Source organism: Pseudomonas sp. BGI-2 (assembly GCF_004310295.1).
In the GTDB taxonomy this organism is placed as follows: domain Bacteria; phylum Pseudomonadota; class Gammaproteobacteria; order Pseudomonadales; family Pseudomonadaceae; genus Aquipseudomonas.
The window spans coordinates 1-20,854 of sequence record NZ_SISB01000067.1 but is presented as its reverse complement, the minus strand read 5'-3'; the positions used below and the strand labels follow the sequence as shown (position 1 = coordinate 20,854).

Annotated in this window: 20 protein-coding genes; 11 read left to right on the top strand and 9 right to left on the bottom strand. The window is 60.6% G+C overall.

Features of this window, described 5'->3' with window-relative positions; translation table 11 throughout:
• Positions 1-212: 212 nt before the first annotated feature.
• The 6 genes from EYC95_RS29015 to EYC95_RS28985 all read right to left on the bottom strand — a co-directional run bounded on the left by EYC95_RS29015 (position 213) and on the right by EYC95_RS28985 (position 7,719).
• Positions 213-401 carry a hypothetical protein gene (locus EYC95_RS29015; protein WP_131063382.1) on the bottom strand — a complete coding sequence of 63 codons (189 nt, stop codon included), beginning with the start codon at positions 399-401 and terminating at the stop codon, positions 213-215.
• A gap of 367 nt (positions 402-768) precedes the next feature.
• The gene (gene fabB / locus EYC95_RS29005) at positions 769-1,989 is read right to left on the bottom strand and encodes a beta-ketoacyl-ACP synthase I (RefSeq protein ID WP_131063380.1); all 1,221 of its coding nucleotides are present in this window, start codon (positions 1,987-1,989) and stop codon (positions 769-771) included.
• Between the two features lie 11 nt (positions 1,990-2,000).
• Complete coding sequence (gene fabA / locus EYC95_RS29000) at positions 2,001-2,516, bottom strand: 3-hydroxyacyl-[acyl-carrier-protein] dehydratase FabA (protein ID WP_111451717.1); 516 nt, start codon at positions 2,514-2,516, stop codon at positions 2,001-2,003.
• A gap of 248 nt (positions 2,517-2,764) precedes the next feature.
• Positions 2,765-4,666, bottom strand: coding sequence for an ATP-binding protein (locus EYC95_RS28995; RefSeq protein WP_131063379.1), 1,902 nt, complete (start codon positions 4,664-4,666; stop codon positions 2,765-2,767).
• Complete coding sequence (locus EYC95_RS28990; protein WP_131063378.1) at positions 4,663-5,595, bottom strand: ABC transporter substrate-binding protein; 933 nt, start codon at positions 5,593-5,595, stop codon at positions 4,663-4,665. The genes EYC95_RS28995 and EYC95_RS28990 overlap by 4 nt, the downstream gene beginning before the upstream one ends.
• Entirely contained in the window at positions 5,596-7,719 is a 2,124-nt protein-coding gene (locus EYC95_RS28985) for a TonB-dependent siderophore receptor (RefSeq protein ID WP_131063377.1), read from the bottom strand. It lies immediately after the preceding gene.
• A 196-nt stretch (positions 7,720-7,915) separates the two neighbouring features.
• On the opposite strand from EYC95_RS28985, the gene EYC95_RS28980 reads away from it, so the two are divergent.
• From EYC95_RS28980 to EYC95_RS28930, 10 genes are all read left to right on the top strand, one after another.
• Positions 7,916-8,941 (top strand): NAD(P)H-dependent glycerol-3-phosphate dehydrogenase, encoded by a 1,026-nt coding sequence (locus tag EYC95_RS28980; RefSeq protein ID WP_131063376.1) that lies wholly within the window; start codon positions 7,916-7,918, stop codon positions 8,939-8,941.
• A gap of 32 nt (positions 8,942-8,973) precedes the next feature.
• The gene (locus EYC95_RS28975; protein WP_010457073.1) at positions 8,974-9,321 is read left to right on the top strand and encodes a DUF4389 domain-containing protein; all 348 of its coding nucleotides are present in this window, start codon (positions 8,974-8,976) and stop codon (positions 9,319-9,321) included.
• Positions 9,318-9,770: a phosphohistidine phosphatase SixA gene (gene sixA / locus EYC95_RS28970; RefSeq protein ID WP_131063375.1), complete on the top strand. Its 453-nt coding sequence runs from the start codon at positions 9,318-9,320 to the stop codon at positions 9,768-9,770. The genes EYC95_RS28975 and sixA overlap by 4 nt, the downstream gene beginning before the upstream one ends.
• A 269-nt stretch (positions 9,771-10,039) precedes the next feature.
• Positions 10,040-11,707, top strand: a complete 1,668-nt coding sequence (locus tag EYC95_RS28960; RefSeq protein ID WP_131063373.1) for an AMP-binding protein — start codon at positions 10,040-10,042, stop codon at positions 11,705-11,707.
• Between the two features lie 32 nt (positions 11,708-11,739).
• Positions 11,740-12,183 (top strand): hotdog fold thioesterase, encoded by a 444-nt coding sequence (locus tag EYC95_RS28955; protein ID WP_131063372.1) that lies wholly within the window; start codon positions 11,740-11,742, stop codon positions 12,181-12,183.
• 200 nt (positions 12,184-12,383) lie between these two features.
• Entirely contained in the window at positions 12,384-13,190 is an 807-nt protein-coding gene (locus tag EYC95_RS28950) for an alpha/beta fold hydrolase (RefSeq protein ID WP_131063371.1), read from the top strand.
• The gene (locus EYC95_RS28945; protein ID WP_131063370.1) at positions 13,187-14,041 is read left to right on the top strand and encodes an alpha/beta hydrolase; all 855 of its coding nucleotides are present in this window, start codon (positions 13,187-13,189) and stop codon (positions 14,039-14,041) included. Before EYC95_RS28950 ends, EYC95_RS28945 begins: the two co-directional genes overlap by 4 nt.
• A gap of 50 nt (positions 14,042-14,091) precedes the next feature.
• Positions 14,092-14,751, top strand: coding sequence for a glutathione S-transferase family protein (locus tag EYC95_RS28940; protein ID WP_131063369.1), 660 nt, complete (start codon positions 14,092-14,094; stop codon positions 14,749-14,751).
• Positions 14,752-14,759: 8 nt separating this feature from the next.
• Positions 14,760-15,566: a DUF4892 domain-containing protein gene (locus tag EYC95_RS28935; RefSeq protein WP_131063368.1), complete on the top strand. Its 807-nt coding sequence runs from the start codon at positions 14,760-14,762 to the stop codon at positions 15,564-15,566.
• 68 nt (positions 15,567-15,634) lie between these two features.
• Positions 15,635-16,690, top strand: coding sequence for an AI-2E family transporter (locus EYC95_RS28930; protein WP_131063367.1), 1,056 nt, complete (start codon positions 15,635-15,637; stop codon positions 16,688-16,690).
• 117 nt (positions 16,691-16,807) lie between these two features.
• Here the strand turns inward: EYC95_RS28930 and xopAW are convergent, their stop codons facing one another.
• From xopAW to EYC95_RS28910, 3 genes are all read right to left on the bottom strand, one after another.
• Positions 16,808-17,641 carry an EF-hand domain-containing protein gene (gene xopAW, locus EYC95_RS28925; RefSeq protein ID WP_131063366.1) on the bottom strand — a complete coding sequence of 278 codons (834 nt, stop codon included), beginning with the start codon at positions 17,639-17,641 and terminating at the stop codon, positions 16,808-16,810.
• A 231-nt stretch (positions 17,642-17,872) separates the two neighbouring features.
• Positions 17,873-18,919 (bottom strand): HAMP domain-containing sensor histidine kinase, encoded by a 1,047-nt coding sequence (locus EYC95_RS28915; protein ID WP_131063364.1) that lies wholly within the window; start codon positions 18,917-18,919, stop codon positions 17,873-17,875.
• A complete protein-coding gene (locus EYC95_RS28910; RefSeq protein WP_131063363.1) occupies positions 18,919-19,677 on the bottom strand; it encodes a response regulator in 759 nt (252 codons plus the stop codon). The genes EYC95_RS28915 and EYC95_RS28910 overlap by 1 nt, the downstream gene beginning before the upstream one ends.
• 293 nt (positions 19,678-19,970) lie before the next feature.
• Between EYC95_RS28910 and pyrF the strand changes: the two genes are divergently transcribed.
• Entirely contained in the window at positions 19,971-20,669 is a 699-nt protein-coding gene (gene pyrF, locus EYC95_RS28905) for an orotidine-5'-phosphate decarboxylase (protein WP_165557526.1), read from the top strand.
• The last annotated feature ends 185 nt before the right edge of the window (positions 20,670-20,854 follow it).

The following is a 20,854-nucleotide window of genomic DNA, read 5'->3' as shown; positions in this document are numbered from 1 at the left end:
ACGTCGCACCGCCCCGTTCGGCTGCGAAGCAGTCGTAAATCCACACAACTCGGTCTGTCTGAACGGGCGCAGGGGGCCGCTTCGCAGCCCAACGGGGCGGTGCGACGTTTCGATGAATCCCCTCGCCACAGGTTCTCGCTCGACTGATGATTGTCTTAAGTGAACAGCATTACGCTCATGGCGGGGTTTGTCGTTTTCAATGCTGTCATTGCTTATGCGGATTGGAGCGCTCGTTGCTGCTCCAGTTTTTCCAGTTCGGCCTTGTAGCTGTGGGCATCGGTTTCGGAGTGGAACATCCCCACCAGCATGTCTTGTTGATGTACATCCCAGATACGGATACCGGCGGCTATACCTTCATGGGATTTATGTGAATCGTCGCGTTCAGTTACTTTTACAGTCATCTGCTAGCTCCAATCTCTGTTATCTGCAGCAAGGCGTGTGCAGGACTCAGTTATATATTTTGGTAGCTCGCTAAGTAAACGACTGAGTTCGGTAACGATTTTTTGCGAAATCGGCAAAAGTCCTGCAGCCCGCCAAACACGCGGCATTCGGTCGCAGGGCGTTGAGTTTTATGACAAAAGCTTCATGTTCACGCCGATGAAAACGGCGGATTGAAACCGGTACCTGTAGGAGCCAGGCTTGCCGGCGAAGGCGTCCTTGGGTGCGCCTTCGCCGGCAAGCCTGGCTCCTACAAAAGCAAAAGCAAGGCACAAAAAAAACGCCCCGAACCAGTCGGGGCGTTTTTATGTGCAGTGAAGCGGCGGGGTATTACTTACCCTGCCAGCGTTGCAGTACCAAGGTAGCGTTGGTGCCACCGAAGCCGAAGCTGTTGCTCATCACGGTGTTGATGGTGGCGTCTTCGCGCGTCTTGGTCAGGATCGGCATGTCTGCCACTTCCGGGTCCAGTTCGTCGATGTTGGCGGAACCGGCCATGAAGTTGCCTTCCATCATCAGCATGCAGTAGATCGCTTCGTGGACGCCGGCGGCGCCCAGGGAGTGACCCGACAGGCTCTTGGTGGAGCTGATGGCTGGAGCTTTGTCGCCGAACACTTCACGCACACCCTTCATTTCCGCGACGTCGCCGACCGGAGTCGAAGTGCCGTGGGTGTTCAGATAGTCGATCGGTGCATCAACGGTGGACATGGCCATCTGCATGCAGCGGATGGCGCCTTCGCCGCTTGGAGCGACCATGTCGTAGCCGTCGGAGGTCGCGCCGTAGCCAACGATTTCGGCGTAGATCTTCGCGCCGCGAGCCAGAGCGTGTTCCAGCTCTTCGACCACGACCATGCCGCCACCGCCGGCGATGACGAAACCGTCACGCTTGGCGTCGTAGGCACGGGAAGCTTTTTCCGGGGTTTCGTTGTACTGGCTGGACAGTGCGCCCATGGCGTCGAACAGGAACGACTGGCTCCAATGCTCTTCTTCACCGCCGCCGGCGAACACGATGTCCTGCTTGCCCATCTGGATCTGTTCCATGGCGGTACCGATGCAGTGAGCACTGGTGGCACAGGCAGAAGCGATGGAGTAGTTCAGGCCCTTGATCTTGAACGGCGTGGCCAGGCAAGCGGAAACGGTGCTGCTCATGGTCCGCGTTACACGGTATGGGCCAACGCGCTTCACGCCTTTCTCGCGCAGGATGTCCAGCGCTTCCATCTGGTTCAGCGTGGAGGCGCCACCGGAACCGGCGATCAGGCCGGTGCGCGGGTTGGAGACTTGCTCATCGGTCAGGCCGGAGTCTGCGATGGCGTCTTTCATGGCCAGGTAGGCGTACGCCGCCGCGTGGCCGACGAAGCGATAGATCTTGCGATCGATCAGCTCTTCGAGGGGAAGGTCGATGGAGCCGGAAACCTGGCTACGCAGACCCATTTCGGCATATTCCGGGTTGAACCGGATGCCAGGGCGGCTTGCACGCAGGTTAGCGGAGACGGTCTCTTTGTCATTGCCCAGGCACGATACGATGCCCAGACCAGTGATAACGACGCGGCGCATGCGGATAACCCTTAGAAGTTGTCAGTGGAGGTGAAAACGCCGACCCGAAGGGCTTCGGCGGTGTAGATCTCGCGGCCGTCGACACTGACCGAACCATCGGCGATGGCCAAGTTCAGCTTGCCCTTCAGCACGCGCTTGATCTGAATGTTATAGGTCACTTTCTTGGCGGTCGGCAGGACTTGACCGAAGAATTTCACTTCGCCCGAACCCAGCGCACGGCCGCGGCCCGGCAGACCTTGCCAGCCGAGGAAAAAACCGACCAGTTGCCACATGGCGTCGAGGCCCAGGCAACCTGGCATCACCGGATCACCTTCGAAGTGGCAGGCGAAGAACCACAGGTCCGGAGTGATATCCAGCTCGGCGACCAATTCACCTTTGCCGTACTTGCCACCCTCGGCACTGATATGGGTGATGCGATCCACCATCAGCATGTTCGGGGCGGGCAGTTGTGCGTTACCTGGGCCGAACAGCTCACCGCGACTGCAGCGCAGCAGGTCTTCCCGAGTAAAGGCGTTTTGTTGGGTCATGCGAGCTCCTCAATAATCCCATGCGGCAGGGTGGGGCAAATCTTCCCGGCCGACCGAAGCGTTCATGCTTCAAGTCAGCAGCCTACTCATAGACTATTGCGTTGTGGTGAAAGTCACAGCACCAAGGACATGAATGTACACTTGTGCACTGAAATTATTATTCAAGCCCCTTTTCGGGCCTGTTCGGGTGCCTAAGACTGCCGCACTTTCGCCTTTCACGCCAGTCGCAGATGGTCGAAAGGCCTGCACTACTGCACCCAGCGCTGCAGAATCTGCTGCAGATCAGTGCGTTTGAAGGGCTTGGCCAGGTAATCGTTCATTCCAGCCGATAAACACGCTTCACGGTCGCCCTGCAAGGCATTGGCGGTCAGGGCGATGATCGGCAAGTCTGCGCAGCCGGGCAACTGGCGGATCTGGCGGGTCGCTTCGTAGCCATCGATGATCGGCAGTCGGCAATCCATCAGAATCGCTTCGAAAATCAGGCTCTCGGCACTTCGCACCGCCTGCGCGCCATCGGTCGCGACGCTGACAGTAAAGCCCAGACTGCGCAACATTGCTTCGATGACCGTCTGGTTGACCGGATTATCCTCAACCAGCAGCACATTGCGCCCTTCGCCCTGGCCGTCGCCGGCCTGTGTTCGTGACTTCAGTTCCGGCAGCGACTGCTTATAGAGCGCCAGAGGAATTTCAAGGGTGAACACCGAGCCCAGGCCTTCTTCGCTATGGGCGCGCAAGGTGCCACCCATCCGTTCGGCCAGCGTGCGCGCAATCGGTAACCCCAGTCCGGTGCCACCGTAACGCCTTGAAATAGAACTGTCGGCCTGCTGGAACGCATTGAACATCAATTCCAGGCTTTCGGCCGAGATGCCAATCCCGCTATCGCGCACGGTGCAGGTGAACCACAGCAATTCGTGATCGAGTGACTGCCATTGCGGTTCGATGCTGACGCGGCCTTGCTCGGTGAACTTCAGCGCATTGCCCACCAGGTTGACCAGAATCTGCCGGATCCGCGTCGGGTCGCCCTGAACCTGCAACGCGCGCATGTCTTCGGGAATCGCCAGGGCCAGATCGAGCCTGCGTTGCACCGCACTGTGCTGGAACGACTGGGCGCAACTGCTGATCAGGTCCGCGAGGTTGAACGGAATGTGTTCAAGCTCCAGTTCCGAACGCTCGATGCGCGAGAAGTCGAGGATATCGTTGATGACTTTGAGCAGGTGTTCGGTGGACTCCGAAGCCAGCGCCGCGTACTCGATCTGCTCCTCGGTCATGTCGGTGGTTTCCAGCAGTTGCAGCATGCCCAGCACGCCATTCATCGGCGTACGCAACTCATGGCTCATCATCGCCAGGAAATCGGACTTGGCGTTGTTGGCCTTTTCCGCTTCTTCGCGGGTCTGGATCAACTGCGCCATGGCTTGATGCTGCTCACGGCTGGCCTGCTCAAGGCCCTGGGCGAGGTTGTTGATGTGTTGCGACAACGCGCCCAATTCAGTGTCATCGACGATCGGCAGCGGTGTTTTGTAGTCGCCGTCCTGGATCGCCCTCACGGCGTGGCCGATGTCGCGGATCGGCTGCGACAGGCTGCCGGCCAGACGCCGGGCCACCAGAAATGTAAATAGCAGGGCGAACAAGGCGAGAATACCGGCCTTGAACAGGATTTCCTGCTGACGCTGACTGAAGGCGTCATTGGACAAACCGACGATCACCCGCCCCAGATAATCCTCGGGCGGGGCAGTGCTGGCGACTTTGCTGCCCTGGAAAAAATCATTGTTGAGTGCGATCCGTTGCAGCCGCACCGGCGCCTGGAACACTTCGACCTGGTGCGAGCGGGTGTGGGTTTCCGACGGTTGCTCGACGTACACCAGAATCCGGTTGGCGCTGTCCTGGACTTCCAGAAAGCGCACGTTGGGCGTGGCCAGCGTGGCCTTGAGCAAACTTTCGAGCACCTCGTTGTTACCGGAAATCACCCCGTATTCCGTGGCGGGCGCCAGTTGGTTGGCGATCAGCTGACCCGTGTGGTTGAGCTCCTGACGCAAGTCCTGGATCCGCACGAAGGTGAAGAAACTGATCAGCAGCAAGGTCAGCAACAGGGCGGGGCCGAGGCTGATGATCTGCGTGCGGGTATTGATGTCCCAACCGCGACGGAAGGTCATGGGCGGCTTTCTCCTTCGGCCAACTGTGCTGCGACAAACGCTTCAGTCACCTGTTCAATACCCAATGAACGAGCCACCTGCGGGTTACTTAACACTTTGAAGTGTTGTGGATATAACGCACGCGGCCAGCCTGTCGACGGCCGATCGAGCAATTCGTCGAGCACTTCCAGCCAATCGTTCTGATCGCTGTAGGTGCTGGCCAGGCTACCGGCCTTGACGAACGCGGCGTTAGGGCCGACCAGCGCAAGTTGCCGCGAGTAGCTGCTCAACAGCAGGTTTTTTGCGGTTTTCGGGTTGTACAAATCGGAATCGTCGAGGCCCAGCAGCACGTCGCAATTCCTCAGCAAATTCTGTAAGGGGCGGCTGTCGTTGGTGTTGTCCCATCGCTCGGCGATCACTTCAAGGCCCAACGCTTGCGCCGACAGACGCAATTCCTTGAGCAGGAATTCGCTGTGACTGTCGTACAGCACGCCGATGCGTCGGGCCCCGGGCAGGATGAGCCGGGTCAGGCGCAATTGCCGATCCAGCGGCGCATCGCTCCAGAGCAGGCTGAGGTGCGATGGAAAATCAGCACCGAACCGATGGTGGGCTTGCAGGCGACTGATGCGCAGCACCAGCGTCGGCGGACCTTGTGTCTCTTGCAGGCGCCAGTCGAGGCTCGGCAGATCGAGCAGGATCAAACGCGTATCGGCGGGTAGTTTGCCCGGCTTCGGCAAGCTGTCCAGTGCCTGGAAGCGCACGCTGTCAGCAGGGCGCATGCCGCTCAGCGCCTGCACAAAGGATTGCACGCCGGGGCTGTCCTCGGCGCCGGTCAGCAGAATGTCGGCGGCTTGTGCCGGCAGGCTGCCGAGCAGACCGCTGAACACCAGACACAACCCTGCCAGCAGGCGGCCAAGGGTTGGCGACTTCCGCGACAGGCGATGCAGCATTTAAAACGTCAGCTCCGCGCTGAAGTAGAGCACCCGACGCTCGTCGTAGTTGTTATCGACGAAGGTGGTGGGTTGATTGTCGAGGCGTTGCTGGAGTACGCCGGCCAGTTCCAGGCTGGCCTTGCCCAGACCGATGCGTTTGGCGATGCGCGTGTCGACGCGTTCGAAGCGGTAGCCGTTGAGGGCGTCGTCACCATAATAGAAGAGGGCGCTGTTCCAGCCGTGGCCCCAATTGCGCAGCCAACCGGCGGAACCGCTGTTGCGCGCGGTCAGTAGCTCATCCTGCGGATTGCTCGCCTCGGCGTCGACGTAGGCGTACGTCAGGCGCAGCCGGTCGGCGCTGCTCAGGTGCCAGTCCAGTTGGGTCTCCGTGCCCTTGAAGCGCGAGCTGTTGGAATTGCTGGCGATGTACTGATTGTTGCGCAACGGTTCGCTGATCATGCCGCTGATTTCGTCGTAGAACAGCTTCACATCGACCGTCAGGCCTAGCTCTGCGAAGTAGCCGTTGTAGCCCAGCTCGCGCGAGCGCATGCGTTCCTGTTCGAGGTCGCCGGGGCCGCGAGTCTTGACGAAATACCGGGCGCTGGTCTGGCCGTAGGCACTGGGTCGCAAGTTCGTTACCTGATAACTCCAGTTGACGTTGTTTTCGAACATGTCCGGTGAGCGGATGGCTTCCGAGTACACCGCGCGCAGGCCGTGACGCGGGTTGATCAGATAGTTGACGGCGACCCGCGGGGTCAGCGAGCTGCCGGTCAATTGCGTGTCTTCGAACATGGCTCCGCCCTGCAGCAACCAGTGCTCGGTGGCGCGCCACTCGAGTTGGCCGAATGCCCGCCAGGTGGTGTCGTCGAGCGTGCCATTGAAGTAGGTCTCGGAATCTGCCCGGTCGTAACGATAGTTCATGCCGCTGACCAGTCGCAGACTGTCGGACAGGCTGAGGGTGTCTTGCAGTTCGAGGTCGTAGCGCGATTCCCGGGCACTCTGGTCGATGTCGCCACAGAGGGTTTGCCGGGCGCCGTTGCGCCATTGCGCCAGCACTTGATTACCCAGCGCACGTTCCGCCGCCGTGCCGGCCGGTGCGCCAGGACCGGTAAAGCGCTCGATGTTGCGCGCCAGGCGTTCGGTGTAGTTCGGGTTGAGCTGCCAGAGTTCGGTCAGTTCCGGGCTGAACGAAACCTCTGCATCGCAGGCGCGCCAGGTCTGCTGACGGTCCCAGTGCTGAGCCGAACCCTGGATATAAAGGCTGTGATCAGGATTGATGTCGAGGTTCCAGCGCAACGAGCCGGCGTAGTCCTTGGCAACGACGTCGGAATTGTTCCCCGCAGCGGTAATCCCGGAAAACACTGGGCGGTAGGTATAAGGCCGCTGGTTGGTTCCGTCCTTGGCGTTCAATTGCCAGTCGATGCTCTGGTTTTCATTCAGCGTCTGGCTGACGGCAAGGTTGAAGCGGTTCAAGCGGCGACTGTCGCGGTAATCGGCACCGTTGCGGTTGGTGTCGAAGCCGTCGTCCTGCTGACCGGACAGTGACAGGCGCAGGTCGCCGCCGTCCCAACCCAGGCCCTGGCTGGCATAAAAGTCGTTGACGCCGCGCTGGCCACGGGTGACTTTCATCCGCGTGCCGTGGCTGTCGGCCGGGTTGCGGGTGATGATGTTGACCACCGCCATCAGCGCATTGGCCCCGTAGCTGACGGTGTTGGGGCCACGGAAAACCTCGACGCGCTCGATGTCTTCCATGGCCACCGGAATATCACTCCAGTCCACCGTGGCCAGGCCGGCGCGGTAAACCGAACGGCCGTCGATCAACACTTGCATGCGCCGCGCTTCGGTGGCGTTGGTGCCGTGGTAGTTCACTGCGGCCTGGTTGCCGCTGATATTGCCGACCATCATGCCCGGCACCAGCCGCAGCAATTCGCTGATGTCCCGCGCGCCGCTGGCGTTGATCAATTCGCTGTCGATCACCGTCATGCTTCCCGGGACGGCGGCCGGCGACTGCTTCAGGCGGGTGGCCGTGAGCACTTGCGGCAGCGGTTCGTTGTCGAGAAACAAGTCGTCGGCCAGCAATGGCGTGCTGAAAATCAGTGCCAGAACCAGCGGCGAGCGAGGTGAAGGAGAGCCAAACGACACGAAACATCCTTGATAGCGATTAGTTGGCGCGCATGTTAACCGAGCTGATCGACTTTTCCATTCACGATGCCGGCATTTTCCTAGGAATTATTGGTCTTCTTCTTACAAGTGCGGGTAATTGACACGGGGGCTGGCCGCCACTGGGACGCTCCGTATAATGCCGACATCGCCACTGGTATGGATTAACGGATTGCATATGACTGAACAGCGCCCAATTGCGGTCCTGGGAGGCGGAAGTTTTGGTACCGCCGTGGCTAATCTGTTGGCCGAGAACGGGCATCAGGTCCGGCAGTGGATGCGTGACCCCGAACAGGCCGAGTCCATTCGGGTCAATCGCGAGAACCCGCGTTACCTCAAAGGCATCAAGATTCTTCCGGCAGTAGAACCGGTGACCGACTTGCAAGCGACTTTGGAAGCTTGCGAGCTGTGCTTTGTCGCGCTGCCGTCCAGCGCGTTGCGCTCGGTACTGGTCCCGCACGCCGAGCGTTTGAGCGGCAAACTGCTGGTGAGCCTGACCAAAGGCATCGAAGCCCACACGTTCAAGCTGATGAGCGAGATCCTCGAAGAAATCGCCCCGCAAGCGCGGATCGGCGTGCTGTCTGGGCCGAACCTGGCCCGTGAAATCGCCGAACACGCACTGACCGCCACAGTGGTCGCCAGCGAAGACGAAGAACTCTGCCAGCGGGTTCAGGAAGCGCTGCATGGCCGTACCTTCCGCGTGTACGCCAGCGCCGACCGTTTCGGCGTGGAGTTGGGCGGGGCGCTGAAAAATGTGTACGCGATCATCGCCGGCATGGCCGTGGCGCTGGGCATGGGCGAAAACACCAAGAGTATGCTGATCACTCGCGCGTTGGCGGAAATGACTCGCTTCGCCGTGAATCAGGGCGCCAACCCGATGACGTTCCTCGGGCTGGCGGGCGTGGGTGACTTGATCGTCACGTGCTCGTCGCCGAAAAGCCGCAACTACCAGGTCGGGTTTGCCCTTGGGCAGGGGTTGAGCCTGGAAGATGCGGTCACGCGTCTGGGCGAAGTCGCCGAAGGCGTGAACACGCTTAAAGTGCTCAAGGCCAAGGCTCAGGAAGTGGGCGTCTATATGCCGCTGGTCGCCGGGTTGCACGCGATCCTGTTCGAAGGGCGCACTTTGAATCAAGTGATTGAACTGTTGATGCGCGGCGAACCCAAAACTGATGTCGACTTCATTTCCACCAGCGGTTTCAACTGATCACGCTTTCCAGAAAAAGCAGGGAGTTGCACATGAACGATCCGAAAACAGAGGCCACCTACGAGTCCATTCTGCTGCGAGTGTTATGGATGATCGTCTTCTTGCTGGTCTGGCAAGTGGCGCAGTTCATCCTCGGCGCGGTGGTGCTGGTGCAACTGATCTATCGTTTGATCTATGGCGCCCCGAGCGCCAGCCTGATGAACTTCGGCGACAGCCTGAGCCAGTTTCTGGCGCAGATCGGTCGTTTCGGCACCTTCCACAGCGACCAGAAACCCTGGCCGTTCGCCGACTGGCCGACGCCGCGCACACCGGAAGGCGAAGCGCCACACGCCGTGCCGCCAGCGCCACATCCGGCCCGAGATGAGGAGCCCAAGCTATGAAACTCTGGATACTGCGTCATGGTGAAGCCGAGCCACACGGTACTCGCCCGGACTCCGAGCGGACCCTGACCGTCAAGGGTCGTGAAGAGGTGTTGCGCACCGCGGCAGAGTTGATCGGTAAGCCGCTCACTGCAATTTATGCCAGTCCTTACCTGCGAGCGCAGGAGACGGCAGAAATTGTGCGTACGGCGCTGAATTTTGCGCCGGAGATTCGCACCGTCGAGTGGTTGACCCCCGACAACCGACCGCAAGCTGTGGCCGAGCAGTTGGTGTCTGTGGATCATGCGCTACTGGTCAGCCATAACCCGCTGGTGGGTAACCTGTTGGGCTACCTGCAGAACGGGCATGTGCAGGACCCGGAAAAGGTTGGAACCGCCGGCCTTGCCGAGCTGGAAGGCGATTTGCCGCTGGCCGGGGCAATGAAACTCAAGGGCATCAAACACCCGTAAAGCGCTTCTGCTTTTTGGCTCTGGCTCTGGCTCTGGCTCTGGCTCTGGCTCTGGCTCTGGCTCTGGCTCTGGCTCTGTTCTGGCTTTGGCTTTTGCCGTTGTAGGAGCGAGGCTTGCCCGCGAAGCTTTTGGCGTCTTTGAAGGCCCCTTCGCGGGCAAGCCTCGCTCCTACAAGACCGGCGGTGTTGCAGGTTTGTGTGAAATAGTCAACCAAGCAACCGCTTGGTTGACTACGCTTGCTCCAGACCAAAAATAAAGGAGCGAGTCGCATGTCTGCTGCTTTTCGTTTGCCGCTGGACGTCTTTTACGAGCGTGAAGCCCGTCATCCCCGCCAGCGTTTTCTGGTCCAGCCCACGGGCGGCGGACAGGTCGAGACCCTGACCTGGGCCGACGTCGGCCATCAGGTACGCTGCGCTGCGCACTGGCTGCGGGCCCGCGAGTTGCCCCAAGGCAGCCACATCGCCCTGATCTCGAAAAACTGTGCACACTGGATCATCGCCGACCTGGCGATCTGGATGGCCGGGCACGTTTCAGTGCCGTTGTACCCGAACCTCACCGCCGATTCCGTTGCGCAAGTGCTCGAACACTCCGAAGCCGCGCTGGCGTTCATCGGCAAACTCGATGACTGGCCGGGCATGTCCCGCGGGGTCAGCGCCGATCTGCCGACCATCAGCCTGCCCTTGCATCCGCCCGGCACCTTCGATTTCAGCTGGGCCGACTTGCAACGCAGCTCGCCGATCCAGGACGACCCCAAACCCGCCGCCGATCAGTTGGCGACCATCATTTACACCTCCGGCACCACTGGGCTGCCCAAAGGCGTGATGCACAGTTTCGGCAACCTGGGGTTCGCCACCACGCGCGGCACGCAGTTGTTCGGCCTGAATGAGTCGGATCGGCTGCTGTCCTACCTGCCGCTGTGCCATGTCGCTGAGCGGATGTTCGTCGAGCTGGCGTCGATCTACACCGGGCAAACGGTATTTTTTGCCGAGAGCCTAGACACCTTCCTGACCGATTTGCGCCGTGCACGACCGACTGCGCTGTTCGGCGTGCCGCGGATCTGGACCAAATTCCAGATGGGCGTGTACAGCAAGATCCCGGCAAAACGCCTCGACTTCCTGCTCGGCCTGCCCTTCATCGGCAAGCGGGTAGGGCACAAAGTGCTCGTCGGATTGGGGCTGGATGCGTTGCGCGTGGCGTTGTCCGGCGCCGCGCCCGTGCCACAGACCTTGCTGCTGTGGTACCGCAAACTGGGGCTGGATGTGCTGGAGGTCTACGGCATGACCGAAAGCTGCGGTTATTCCCACATCGGCCGCCCCGGCGACAACAAACCCGGCTGGATCGGCAAGCCTTGCCCGGAGGTTGAAGTGCGGATCGCCGACTCCGGCGAAGTCCTGGTGCGCAGCGGTGCGACCATGCTCGGTTATTTCAAGGAGCCCGAGAAAACCGCTGAGACCATCACCGAGGACGGCTTCCTGCGCACCGGTGACAAGGGCGAGCAAGATGCCGAAGGCAACCTGCGCCTGACCGGGCGGCTGAAGGAAATCTTCAAGACCAGCAAAGGCAAATACGTCGCCCCGGCGCCGATCGAAAATCGGCTGGCGGTGCATTCGCGGATCGAACAGGTGTGCGTGGTCGGCGATGGCTTGAGTGCGCCGCTGGGGTTGTGCGTGCTGTCGGCGGTCGGCCAGCAGGATGCCGTCGGAACGGCGCGGGCGGGCCTGCATTCAAGCCTGGAAAAACTGCTGGAGGAGGTCAATGGCGTGCTCGACAAACACGAACGCTTGCGCCGGTTGGTGGTGGTCAAGGACAGTTGGGCGGTGGAGAACGGCTTCCTGACGCCGACCCTGAAGATCAAGCGCAACGTGATCGAAGCGGCGTACGGTGACCGGTTTGAAGAATGGAGCGAGCGCAGCGAGACGGTGCTGTGGCAGGATTGAGCCACGAATAAAACCAACAAAGGAAAGTAACGATGAGTCTGTGGCGTACCACTCCCAACGTCGAGCAGTTGAACGCAATCCAGAAAAACACCATCGGCGAAGTGCTGGATATTCGCTTCGAAGCCTTTGATGAAGAGTCCCTGACCGCAAGCATGGTCATCGACCACCGCACTCACCAGCCGTACGGTTTGCTGCACGGCGGTGCCTCGGTGGTACTGGCCGAGACGGTCGGTTCCATGGCCAGTTATCTTTGCATCGATGCCAGCAAGTTCTATTGCGTGGGTCTGGAAATCAACGCCAACCATTTGCGCGGACTGCGCAGCGGGCGGGTGACGGCGGTGGCCAAACCGATTCACATTGGGCGCACGACGCATGTCTGGGATATCCGTTTGAGCAGTGATGAGGGCAAGGCCAGTTGCGTGTCGCGGTTGACCATGGCGGTGGTGCCGTTGGGCGAGAATCCACCAACCCGCTGAACACAATCCCCTGTAGCAGCTGTCGAGCCCCGGCGAGGCTGCGTCCGGGGCTCGACAGCTGCTACACGGAACCTGATCAGGTTTGAGTCTTGCGACATGCCCCTGACCGGACTGTCATCATTCCTGGCACTTACAGTCATTGCCGCAGCCTCGCGTCTTACGGACAATCAACCCCTGTTCTCGCTCATGGATTTGCCGGTATGTCGCAACAGATATTTTTCGCTCACGCCAATGGCTTTCCTTCGGGCACCTACGGCAAATTGTTCGCGGCGCTGGCGCCCGAGTATCAGGTGACGCATCTGGAACAGCACGCCCACGATCCGCGTTTCCCGGCGGACGACAATTGGCGCAACCTGGTGGATGAGCTGATTCATCACCTCAAACAACAACCGGAACCGGTCTGGGGCGTCGGCCATTCCTTCGGTGGCGTGCTGCACCTGCACGCGGCGTTGCGTTGCCCTGAACTGTATCGCGGCGTGGTGATGCTCGATTCGCCGGTGTTGACCCGTGCCGATCAATGGGTGATCCGCGCGGCTAAGCGCTTCGGATTCATTGACCGTCTGACCCCGGCCGGCCGCACGCTGGGGCGACGGGAAGAGTTCGCCGATCTGGAAGCGGCGCGACTTTATTTCGCCGGCAAAACCCTGTTCCGCAGCTTTGATCCGGAGTGCTTCGACGCTTACCTGCAACACGGTTTGCAAAAAGTCGGCGACAAGCTGCGCCTGCGTTTCGACCCGGCTACGGAAATCAGCATCTACCGTGGTGTCCCGCACACCAGTCCGGGCCAGGCACGGCAGTTGAAAGTGCCGCTGGCGGTGGTTCGCGGGCACAAGAGCCGGGTGGTGATGCGTCATCACGCAAGCTCCGTGGGGCGTATGCCGCTGGGTGAATCCCTGACCATGCCCGGTGGCCACATGTTCCCCCTCGAACGTCCGCAAGACACCGCCACGCTGCTGAAAAACCTGTTCAGCCGCTGGGAAGGTCGTCGCCAGCAGGATTGCGCATGAGCCACGTCGTCGAAGAAGTTCGCCTGAGCCTGCCGCACATTGAGCTGGCCGCGCATCTGTTCGGCCCTGAAGACGGCTTGCCGGTGATCGCCTTGCACGGCTGGCTGGACAATGCCAACAGCTTCGCCCGGCTGGCGCCGAAGCTCATTGGCCTGCGCATCATCGCCCTCGACATGGCCGGTCACGGTCATTCCGGGCATCGCCCGACCGGAGCCGGTTATGCGATGTGGGACTACGCCCACGACGTGCTGCAAGTCGCCGAACAGCTGGGCCTGAAGCGTTTTGCACTGATGGGGCACTCCATGGGCGCGATCGCTTCGTTGATCATCGCCGGGTCGATGCCGGAACGCGTCACGCATCTGGCGTTGATCGACGGCATCATTCCTCCTACAGACAAAGGCGAAAATGCCGCCGAACGCATGGGCATGGCCCTGCAAGCGCAGCTGGATTTGCGGGAAAAACGCAAACCGGTCTACAGCACGCTGGACCGCGCCATCGAGGCACGAATGAAAGGCCTGGTGGCGGTCAGTCGTCAAGCCGCCGAGCTGTTGGCTCAGCGTGGACTCATGCCAGTGCCGGGCGGCTACACCTGGCGCACCGACAACCGTCTCACGCTGCCGTCGCCGCTGCGTCTTACAACCGAGCAGGCGATGGCCTTCGTCCAGCGGGTCAATTGTCCTGCTTTATTAGTGGTTGCAGCTGACGGCATGCTCGCCAAACATCCCGAACTGCTGGAGCGTCTACCCTTTAGCCGTGAACAGCTGCCAGGCGGCCATCATTTGCACCTGAATGACGAACCCGGCGCCGACCTTGTCGCAGACTGTTTCAATCGGTTTTTCGCCGTTCCTTGACTTGCGCCGGGCAACTGTCGAGGCTGGGCGGGTTGAAATGGGAGACAACCATGATAGATCTCTACACCGCTGCGACCCCGAATGGCCACAAGGTCTCTATCGTGCTCGAGGAACTCGGCCTGCCCTACACGGTGCACGCCTTGAGTTTCGACAAAAAGGAACAGAAGTCACCGGACTTCCTCAAGATCAATCCCAATGGCCGGATTCCGGCGATTGTCGACCGCGCCAACGGCGATTTTGCCGTGTTCGAATCCGGCGCCATCCTGATTTACCTCGCTGAACTGAGCGGCAAACTGCTGCCCCAGGACCCCAAGGGGCGCTCGGTCGTCCTGCAATGGTTGATGTTCCAGATGGGTGGAATCGGCCCGATGCAGGGCCAGGCCAATGTGTTTTTCCGCTACTTCCCGGAAAAACTTCAGGGTGCCATCGACCGCTATCAACACGAAACCCGCCGCCTCTATGAAGTGCTCGATACGCGCCTGCAAGCCGCGGAGTTTCTGGCGGGCGAATACAGCATTGCCGACATCGCCACCTTTCCTTGGGTGCGTGGCCATGAGTGGTCCGGTGTCGAGGTTGACGGTTTGCCGGCCTTGCAGCGCTGGATGGCGACCATGGAAGCACGTCCGGCGATCCAGCGAGGTTTGCTGGTGCCCGAGCGCATCGATGATGCCAGTGTCGTCAAGGGTGCCCAGGCCATGCTGATCCGATGAGTCTATCCATGCGTTCATTCAGTGTGCTTGCGCTGTGTTGTTTCAGTCCCTTTTTGTTTGCCGCCGATGTCCCGGGCAGTCAGGACTTGCCGATCGTGCCGCGTATGGCCGATGCGCAGATCGTCGACTATCGCCCGGGCGCCGAGCTTGAGCGGATTTATCCGCTGGGTTCGATCCGTAAAATCAGTGGACAGTTGCGCTTCGATGGTCAGGTCAGCGCCCGGGGAACGGTGACGTCGGTGACCTACGAGTTGCCGCCGGAGCATTCTTCAACCGATGCCTTCACCGCCGCCCGTGAAGCCTTGCAGAAGCAGGGCGCCGGATTGCTGTTCTGGTGTCAGGCGCGTGATTGCGGTGAAAGCAGCCTCTGGGCCAATGATGTCTTTGGCAACGCCAAGTTGTACGGTGCCGACGATCAACAGGCGTACTTGCTGTTGCGTCTTGCGGCACCTCAGGACAATACGCTGGTGGCGCTTTACAGCATCACTCGCGGCAATCGCAAAGCCTATCTCCACGTCGAGCAGTTCGACGCTGCTGCCCCGCTAGGCGATTTGCTACCGACCTCGGCGACCTTGCTGCGGGAGCTCAAAAGCACCGGTGAACTCGATTTTCCGAAGTTGAGCGCTGATCCCGATGACACCTGGCTGCGCTTGATTTCTCGTGGCTTGAACCTCGACACCACGTTGCGGGTCAGTGTTTCCGGAGCCAAGGCCGAAGCCTGGCGACAGGCGCTGATCGGGCAGGGCGTGCGTGCGGCACGGATGGAAGCTGGCAACGTCGAAGGCTCTGGCCTGCACATCGAACTGTTGCGATAAGCTTTATCAGGCGGACGCGCCCGGTGCGTTCGCCTATTCTTTTCTGACTGATTCTTTCGAGACTTCACATGCCCAATAACGATCGGCTGTTGGTGCAGATCCTGCTCCTGGTGCTGTTTGGCGCGAGCTTCTGGGTGATGGCGCCGTTCTGGTCGGCGCTGTTCTGGGGCGCAGTGCTGGCGTTTGCCAGTTGGCCGCTGATGCGTTTGCTGACCCGTTGGCTCAACGGCCGGGAGTCTCTGGCAGCGGCGTTGCTGACCCTCGGCTGGATGTTACTGGTGGCGGTGCCGCTGGTGTGGCTTGGGTTCAACCTGGCGGACCATGTGCGTGATGCCACGGCGTTCATCAAGGATGTGCAGATGGACGGTTTGCCGGAAGCGCCGACCTGGCTGGGTGGTGTTCCTTTGGTGGGCGAGCGGTTGGTCGTGATCTGGAACAGCATCGATCAGCAAGGTGCGGCGATGATGGTGGCGATCAAACCTTATCTGGGGCAGGTCGGCAACTGGCTGCTGGCTCGCAGCGCGCAGATTGGCGGCGGCATTCTCGAGCTGACATTGAGCATCGTCTTTGTATTCTTCTTTTATCGCGATGGGCCGCGGCTGGCGGCGTTTGTCCATGGCTTGCTGGAACGCCTGATCGGTGATCGCGCCGGGTACTACATCGAACTCGTGGCCGGGACCGTGCAGCGGGTGGTGAACGGGGTGATCGGCACAGCGGCGGCGCAGGCGGTTCTGGCGTTGATCGGGTTCTTGATTGCCGGGGTGCCCGGGGCGCTGGTGCTTGGCATCGTGACCTTCATGCTCAGCCTGATTCCGATGGGGCCACCGTTGGTGTGGATTCCGGCCACCGCGTGGCTGGCCTGGAAAGGCGAGTACGGGATGGCGGTGTTCCTCGGGTGCTGGGGCACGTTCATTATCAGCGGCGTCGACAACGTGCTTAAACCGTACCTGATCAGCCGGGGCGGGAATTTGCCGTTGGTGATCGTGTTGCTGGGCGTGTTTGGCGGGTTGATTGCGTTTGGGTTTATCGGCTTGTTCATCGGGCCTACGTTGCTGGCGGTTGCGTACAGTCTGTTGACGGACTGGAGCAAGAGTCATGCGCGGGTAGACGATCGCCGGCCCTAAGATTTTCGGTGGGGCTGAGGGCCTCTTCGCGAGCAAGCCTCGCTCCTACAGGTCATATGCGCGGACGATGCGTCGAGCAAATGACCTGGAGCGAGGCTTGCCCGCGAAGCTTTTGATTTAGGTTGCGACGTTCAGGTATTTGCCCACCGTCGCCACGTTATCGAGCGAATACTGCTTGGTGAGATTGGCGATCATTTTGTTCAACGCTTCATTGACGTTGAACTCGTCACTGGTTTTCTCGCGACCTGCTTGCAGCGCCGCTTTCAGTTCATCGCTGCTGACTCCGCCGCTGCTGTCACTGTCCAGCACTTTGAGCAACGCGGCGCTGGTGTCGGTGCTGGTCGATGAAGTGCTGTTGCTGGCCTGCAACGCGCTGCTCAATTCGGTGGCGGTCACGCTGCCATCGCTGTCCGCATCAAGCTGGCTGAACAATTCTTCGCTGGACACCTGCTGTGGCGGCGGGGGGAGGCTGGCGGCGAGTTCGTCCTCGCTGACGGTGCCGTCTTCGTTCTTGTCCAGGGCCGAGAAAATTTCTGTGCTGTCGGCACTGCTGCCAGCGCTGGTCAGGCCCGTGCTCAGTTCGTCACTGCTAATGGCACCGTCACCGTCGGTGTCCAGGGCGCTAAGCAGCGCATCAGCCAGTTCTGTGTTAGGTGCCAGGTTATGCGGCGGTGGCGGAGAAGGGGGTGCCATCGCCGCCATTTCCTCGCTGCTCAGGCTGCCGCTGTCGTCGCTGTCCAGGTCGCCGAAATTTGTGCTCAGGCTGACCAGAAGACCGTCGTCGGTTTTCTGCGACACGGCACTTTTAAGCTCGTCTTGATCCACCGCGCCGTCACTGTTGCTGTCGAGTTTGGCGAACAGTTCTTTCTGGAATTGCTGGCTGCGGGCGCTGTTGGTTGTGGTGCTGCTGGTGCTGGAATAGCTCGTGTAATTGCTGACGCTACCAATCATTGGACTCACTCCCTGGAATGGAAAACCGGCGGGTGCACCGGCTTATGCAGCGTCAGGGGGCAAGGTGTCGTGGGTGTGTGGGGTTTGTACCGAGTGGTACACAAGTCTCAGGCCAGACCCCGACCCTGTAGGAGTGAGCCTGCTCGCGAAAGCGGTAGGTCAGTCGATATCAATGTTGAATGATCGACCGCTTTCGCGAGCAGGCTCGCTCCTACAGGGGATGTGTGTGACTTAAGTGCGGGGCAAGCGGATGACGGCGGTGAGACCGCCCCCGGGCGTTTCTTCCAGGCTCAACTGCCCGCCCAGCCGTTCCACCGCTTCGCGAGCGATGGTCATGCCCAGGCCGACACCCCCCGAGTTGCGATTACGCGAACCTTCCAGCCGAAAGAACGGCTCGAACACCGCTTCACGTTTGTCCGCCGCAATCCCCGGGCCGTGGTCGATGACGCGGATCACCAGTTGCTCGCGGTTGTCTTCGAGAGTGATCAGCGCTTGCCCGGCATAGCGCAGGGCGTTGTCCAACAGGTTGTTGATGCATGAGCGCAAGGCCATCGGCTGCACTTGCAGCGGCGCGCAGTGGCCGCTGGCCTGGACATCGGCGCCCTGGTCCTGGGCGTTTTCGCTCAAGGATTCGACCAGCGCTTGCACATCCATCCATTGCCCGGCTTCGCTGGCGCGCTGTTCGTGCAAATACGTAAGGGTGGCGTCGAGCATGCTGATCATGTCATCCAGGTCCTGGCGCATCTGGCCCTGCAGGTTGTCGTCTTCAATCTGTTCCAGCCGTAACTTGAGGCGAGAGAGCGGCGTGCGCAGGTCGTGGGACACCGCGCCAAGCATCCGCGAGCGCTGCTGCACCTGCTCGATAATTCGTTTCTGCATCAAATTGAAGGTGTAAGCCGCTTGCCGTGCTTCCCGTGGGCCGGACTCGTCCAGCGGCGCGCTGTCGAGGTTTTCGCTCAAGCGTTCGGCGGCGTCACTCAGGCGCTGGATTGGCCGACTCAACAGTTTAGCGCCGTACCAGGCGGCAATGATCAACGTGACAAACTGGAATGTCAGCGGTACCAAGGGACCACCAAACCACGGCCGCGGCCGGTTTTCAAAGCGCGGGTCCATCGGCGGGCGCTGCCTGTCCATGCCTTCGGAAAACGCCGGCGGCGGTGGAGGCGGTGGTGGGCCGTAATGGTGAAACCAGGCAAACGCCAACAGGTGCGCGAGGATGATCGCCAGCAGCAGCACGCCAAACAGGCGGCCGAACAGCGTATCGAAGCGCGCCCGCATCAGCCGATGTCTCTCGCGTCGAACAGATAACCCTCACCGCGAACGGTCTTGATCAATTGCGGGGCTTTCGGGTCATCGCCGAGTTTCTGGCGCAGGCGCGAGACCAGCAGGTCGATGCTGCGATCAAACGCTTCAATCGAACGACCGCGTGCAGCGTCCAGCAGTTGTTCGCGGCTGAGCACCCGATGCGGACGTTCGATGAACACCCAAAGCAGGCGGAATTCGGCGTTGGACAGCGGCACCACCAGGCCATCGGCGGCGATCAATTGGCGCAGCACGCTGTTCAGGCGCCAGTTGTCGAAGCGAATATTCGCACGCTGTTCGGTGCGATCGTCGCGCACACGACGCAGAATGGTCTGAATTCTCGCGACCAATTCCCGTGGCTCGAAGGGCTTGGCCATATAGTCATCGGCACCCAGTTCCAGGCCGATGATCCGGTCGGTGGGTTCGCAGCGCGCGGTGAGCATCAGGATCGGAATGTCCGATTCGGCGCGCAGCCAGCGACACAGCGACAAACCGTCTTCGCCGGGCAGCATCAGGTCGAGCACCACCACGTCGAAATGCTCCGCTTGCAGCGCAAGGCGCATGGCGGCGCCGTCGGTGACGCCGCTGGCGTGAATGTTGAACCGGGCCAGGTAGTCGATCATCAGTTCGCGGATCGGGACGTCATCGTCGACGATCAGGGCGCGAATGCTCCAGCGTTTGTCGTCACCGGGCGCTTTTTGATCGTCGTTCAGAGGTGCTGGGGTGCTGTGCATGCGTGCGTTCATCTGCCAGGTAGGCTGCCAACCACAAAGATGGGCTGCGAGGTTGTGGTTCCAGCATAGGCGTCCAGCCCGCAGGCTGGAAGTGCTGTAAGGACGTGTTGCGGCTGCCGAGGGTAGCTAGGAAGGGTGTTGTGGGCGTGTCGTGTGTGTATCGAACTCGACACAATCGGCGCAAGGGCTAGTCTTGCTTGAGCCTTCGGGACGATTTACCGATCATCGGGTCCCGCAGTGGCGCTGGTTCCGCTACAATGCGCGCCGATTTCGTCCTGCCTGAGAGCCCGCTCATGTCCGTCTGCCAGACTCCTATCATCGTCGCCCTGGATTTTCCCACCCGTGACGCCGCACTGAAGCTGGCCGACCAGTTGGACCCGAAGCTGTGCCGGGTCAAAGTCGGTAAGGAACTGTTCACCAGCTGCGCCTCGGAAATCGTCGGCACCCTGCGGGACAAGGGCTTCGAAGTGTTCCTGGACCTCAAGTTCCACGACATCCCGAACACCACTGCCATGGCCGTCAAGGCAGCGGCGGAAATGGGCGTGTGGATGGTCAATGTGCACTGCTCCGGCGGTTTGCGCATGATGGCCGCCTGCCGTGAAGTGCTCGATCAGCGTACCGGTCCGAAGCCGCTGTTGATCGGCGTGACTGTGCTGACCAGCATGGAGCGTGAAGATCTGGCGGGTATCGGTCTGGACATCGAGCCACAAGAGCAGGTGCTGCGCTTGGCCGCTCTGGCGGAAAAAGCCGGAATGGACGGTTTGGTGTGCTCGGCCCTCGAAGCGCAGGCCCTGAAATTGGCGCACCCGTCGCTGCAACTGGTGACCCCGGGGATTCGTCCGGCCGGCAGCGCGCAGGACGATCAGCGCCGCATTCTGACCCCGCGTCAGGCGCTGGATGCCGGTTCTGATTATCTGGTGATTGGTCGTCCGATCAGCCAGGCGGCTGATCCGGCCAAGGCGTTGGCAGCAGTCGTGGCCGAGCTGGCTTAAGCAGCGACTGCTCAAACCATTCGCGGGCAAGCCTCGCTCCTACAAGTGCACCACCGTACCTGTAGATACTCTGTTCACGGTCAAGCTTTCGCGAGATGTTTTTCGCTAAAAAGCTTGGCCGTATTAAATTCTTCTCCAGAACGCATGCATGCCCATAACCCGGTCAGGTATTTACGCATCACTGC

Bases quoted from the DNA above. Each gene is read 5' to 3' on its own strand.
- EYC95_RS29015 (WP_131063382.1), bottom strand. From the start codon at position 401: ATGACTGTAAAAGTAACTGAACGCGACGATTCACATAAATCCCATGAA.
- fabB (WP_131063380.1), bottom strand. From the start codon at position 1,989: ATGCGCCGCGTCGTTATCACTGGTCTGGGCATCGTATCGTGCCTGGGC.
- fabA (WP_111451717.1), bottom strand. From the start codon at position 2,516: ATGACCCAACAAAACGCCTTTACTCGGGAAGACCTGCTGCGCTGCAGT.
- EYC95_RS28995 (WP_131063379.1), bottom strand. From the start codon at position 4,666: ATGACCTTCCGTCGCGGTTGGGACATCAATACCCGCACGCAGATCATC.
- EYC95_RS28990 (WP_131063378.1), bottom strand. From the start codon at position 5,595: ATGCTGCATCGCCTGTCGCGGAAGTCGCCAACCCTTGGCCGCCTGCTG.
- EYC95_RS28980 (WP_131063376.1), top strand. From the start codon at position 7,916: ATGACTGAACAGCGCCCAATTGCGGTCCTGGGAGGCGGAAGTTTTGGT.
- EYC95_RS28975 (WP_010457073.1), top strand. From the start codon at position 8,974: ATGAACGATCCGAAAACAGAGGCCACCTACGAGTCCATTCTGCTGCGA.
- sixA (WP_131063375.1), top strand. From the start codon at position 9,318: ATGAAACTCTGGATACTGCGTCATGGTGAAGCCGAGCCACACGGTACT.
- EYC95_RS28960 (WP_131063373.1), top strand. From the start codon at position 10,040: ATGTCTGCTGCTTTTCGTTTGCCGCTGGACGTCTTTTACGAGCGTGAA.
- EYC95_RS28955 (WP_131063372.1), top strand. From the start codon at position 11,740: ATGAGTCTGTGGCGTACCACTCCCAACGTCGAGCAGTTGAACGCAATC.
- EYC95_RS28950 (WP_131063371.1), top strand. From the start codon at position 12,384: ATGTCGCAACAGATATTTTTCGCTCACGCCAATGGCTTTCCTTCGGGC.
- EYC95_RS28945 (WP_131063370.1), top strand. From the start codon at position 13,187: ATGAGCCACGTCGTCGAAGAAGTTCGCCTGAGCCTGCCGCACATTGAG.
- EYC95_RS28940 (WP_131063369.1), top strand. From the start codon at position 14,092: ATGATAGATCTCTACACCGCTGCGACCCCGAATGGCCACAAGGTCTCT.
- EYC95_RS28935 (WP_131063368.1), top strand. From the start codon at position 14,760: ATGCGTTCATTCAGTGTGCTTGCGCTGTGTTGTTTCAGTCCCTTTTTG.
- EYC95_RS28930 (WP_131063367.1), top strand. From the start codon at position 15,635: ATGCCCAATAACGATCGGCTGTTGGTGCAGATCCTGCTCCTGGTGCTG.
- xopAW (WP_131063366.1), bottom strand. From the start codon at position 17,641: ATGATTGGTAGCGTCAGCAATTACACGAGCTATTCCAGCACCAGCAGC.
- EYC95_RS28915 (WP_131063364.1), bottom strand. From the start codon at position 18,919: ATGCGGGCGCGCTTCGATACGCTGTTCGGCCGCCTGTTTGGCGTGCTG.
- EYC95_RS28910 (WP_131063363.1), bottom strand. From the start codon at position 19,677: ATGCACAGCACCCCAGCACCTCTGAACGACGATCAAAAAGCGCCCGGT.
- pyrF (WP_165557526.1), top strand. From the start codon at position 19,971: ATGTCCGTCTGCCAGACTCCTATCATCGTCGCCCTGGATTTTCCCACC.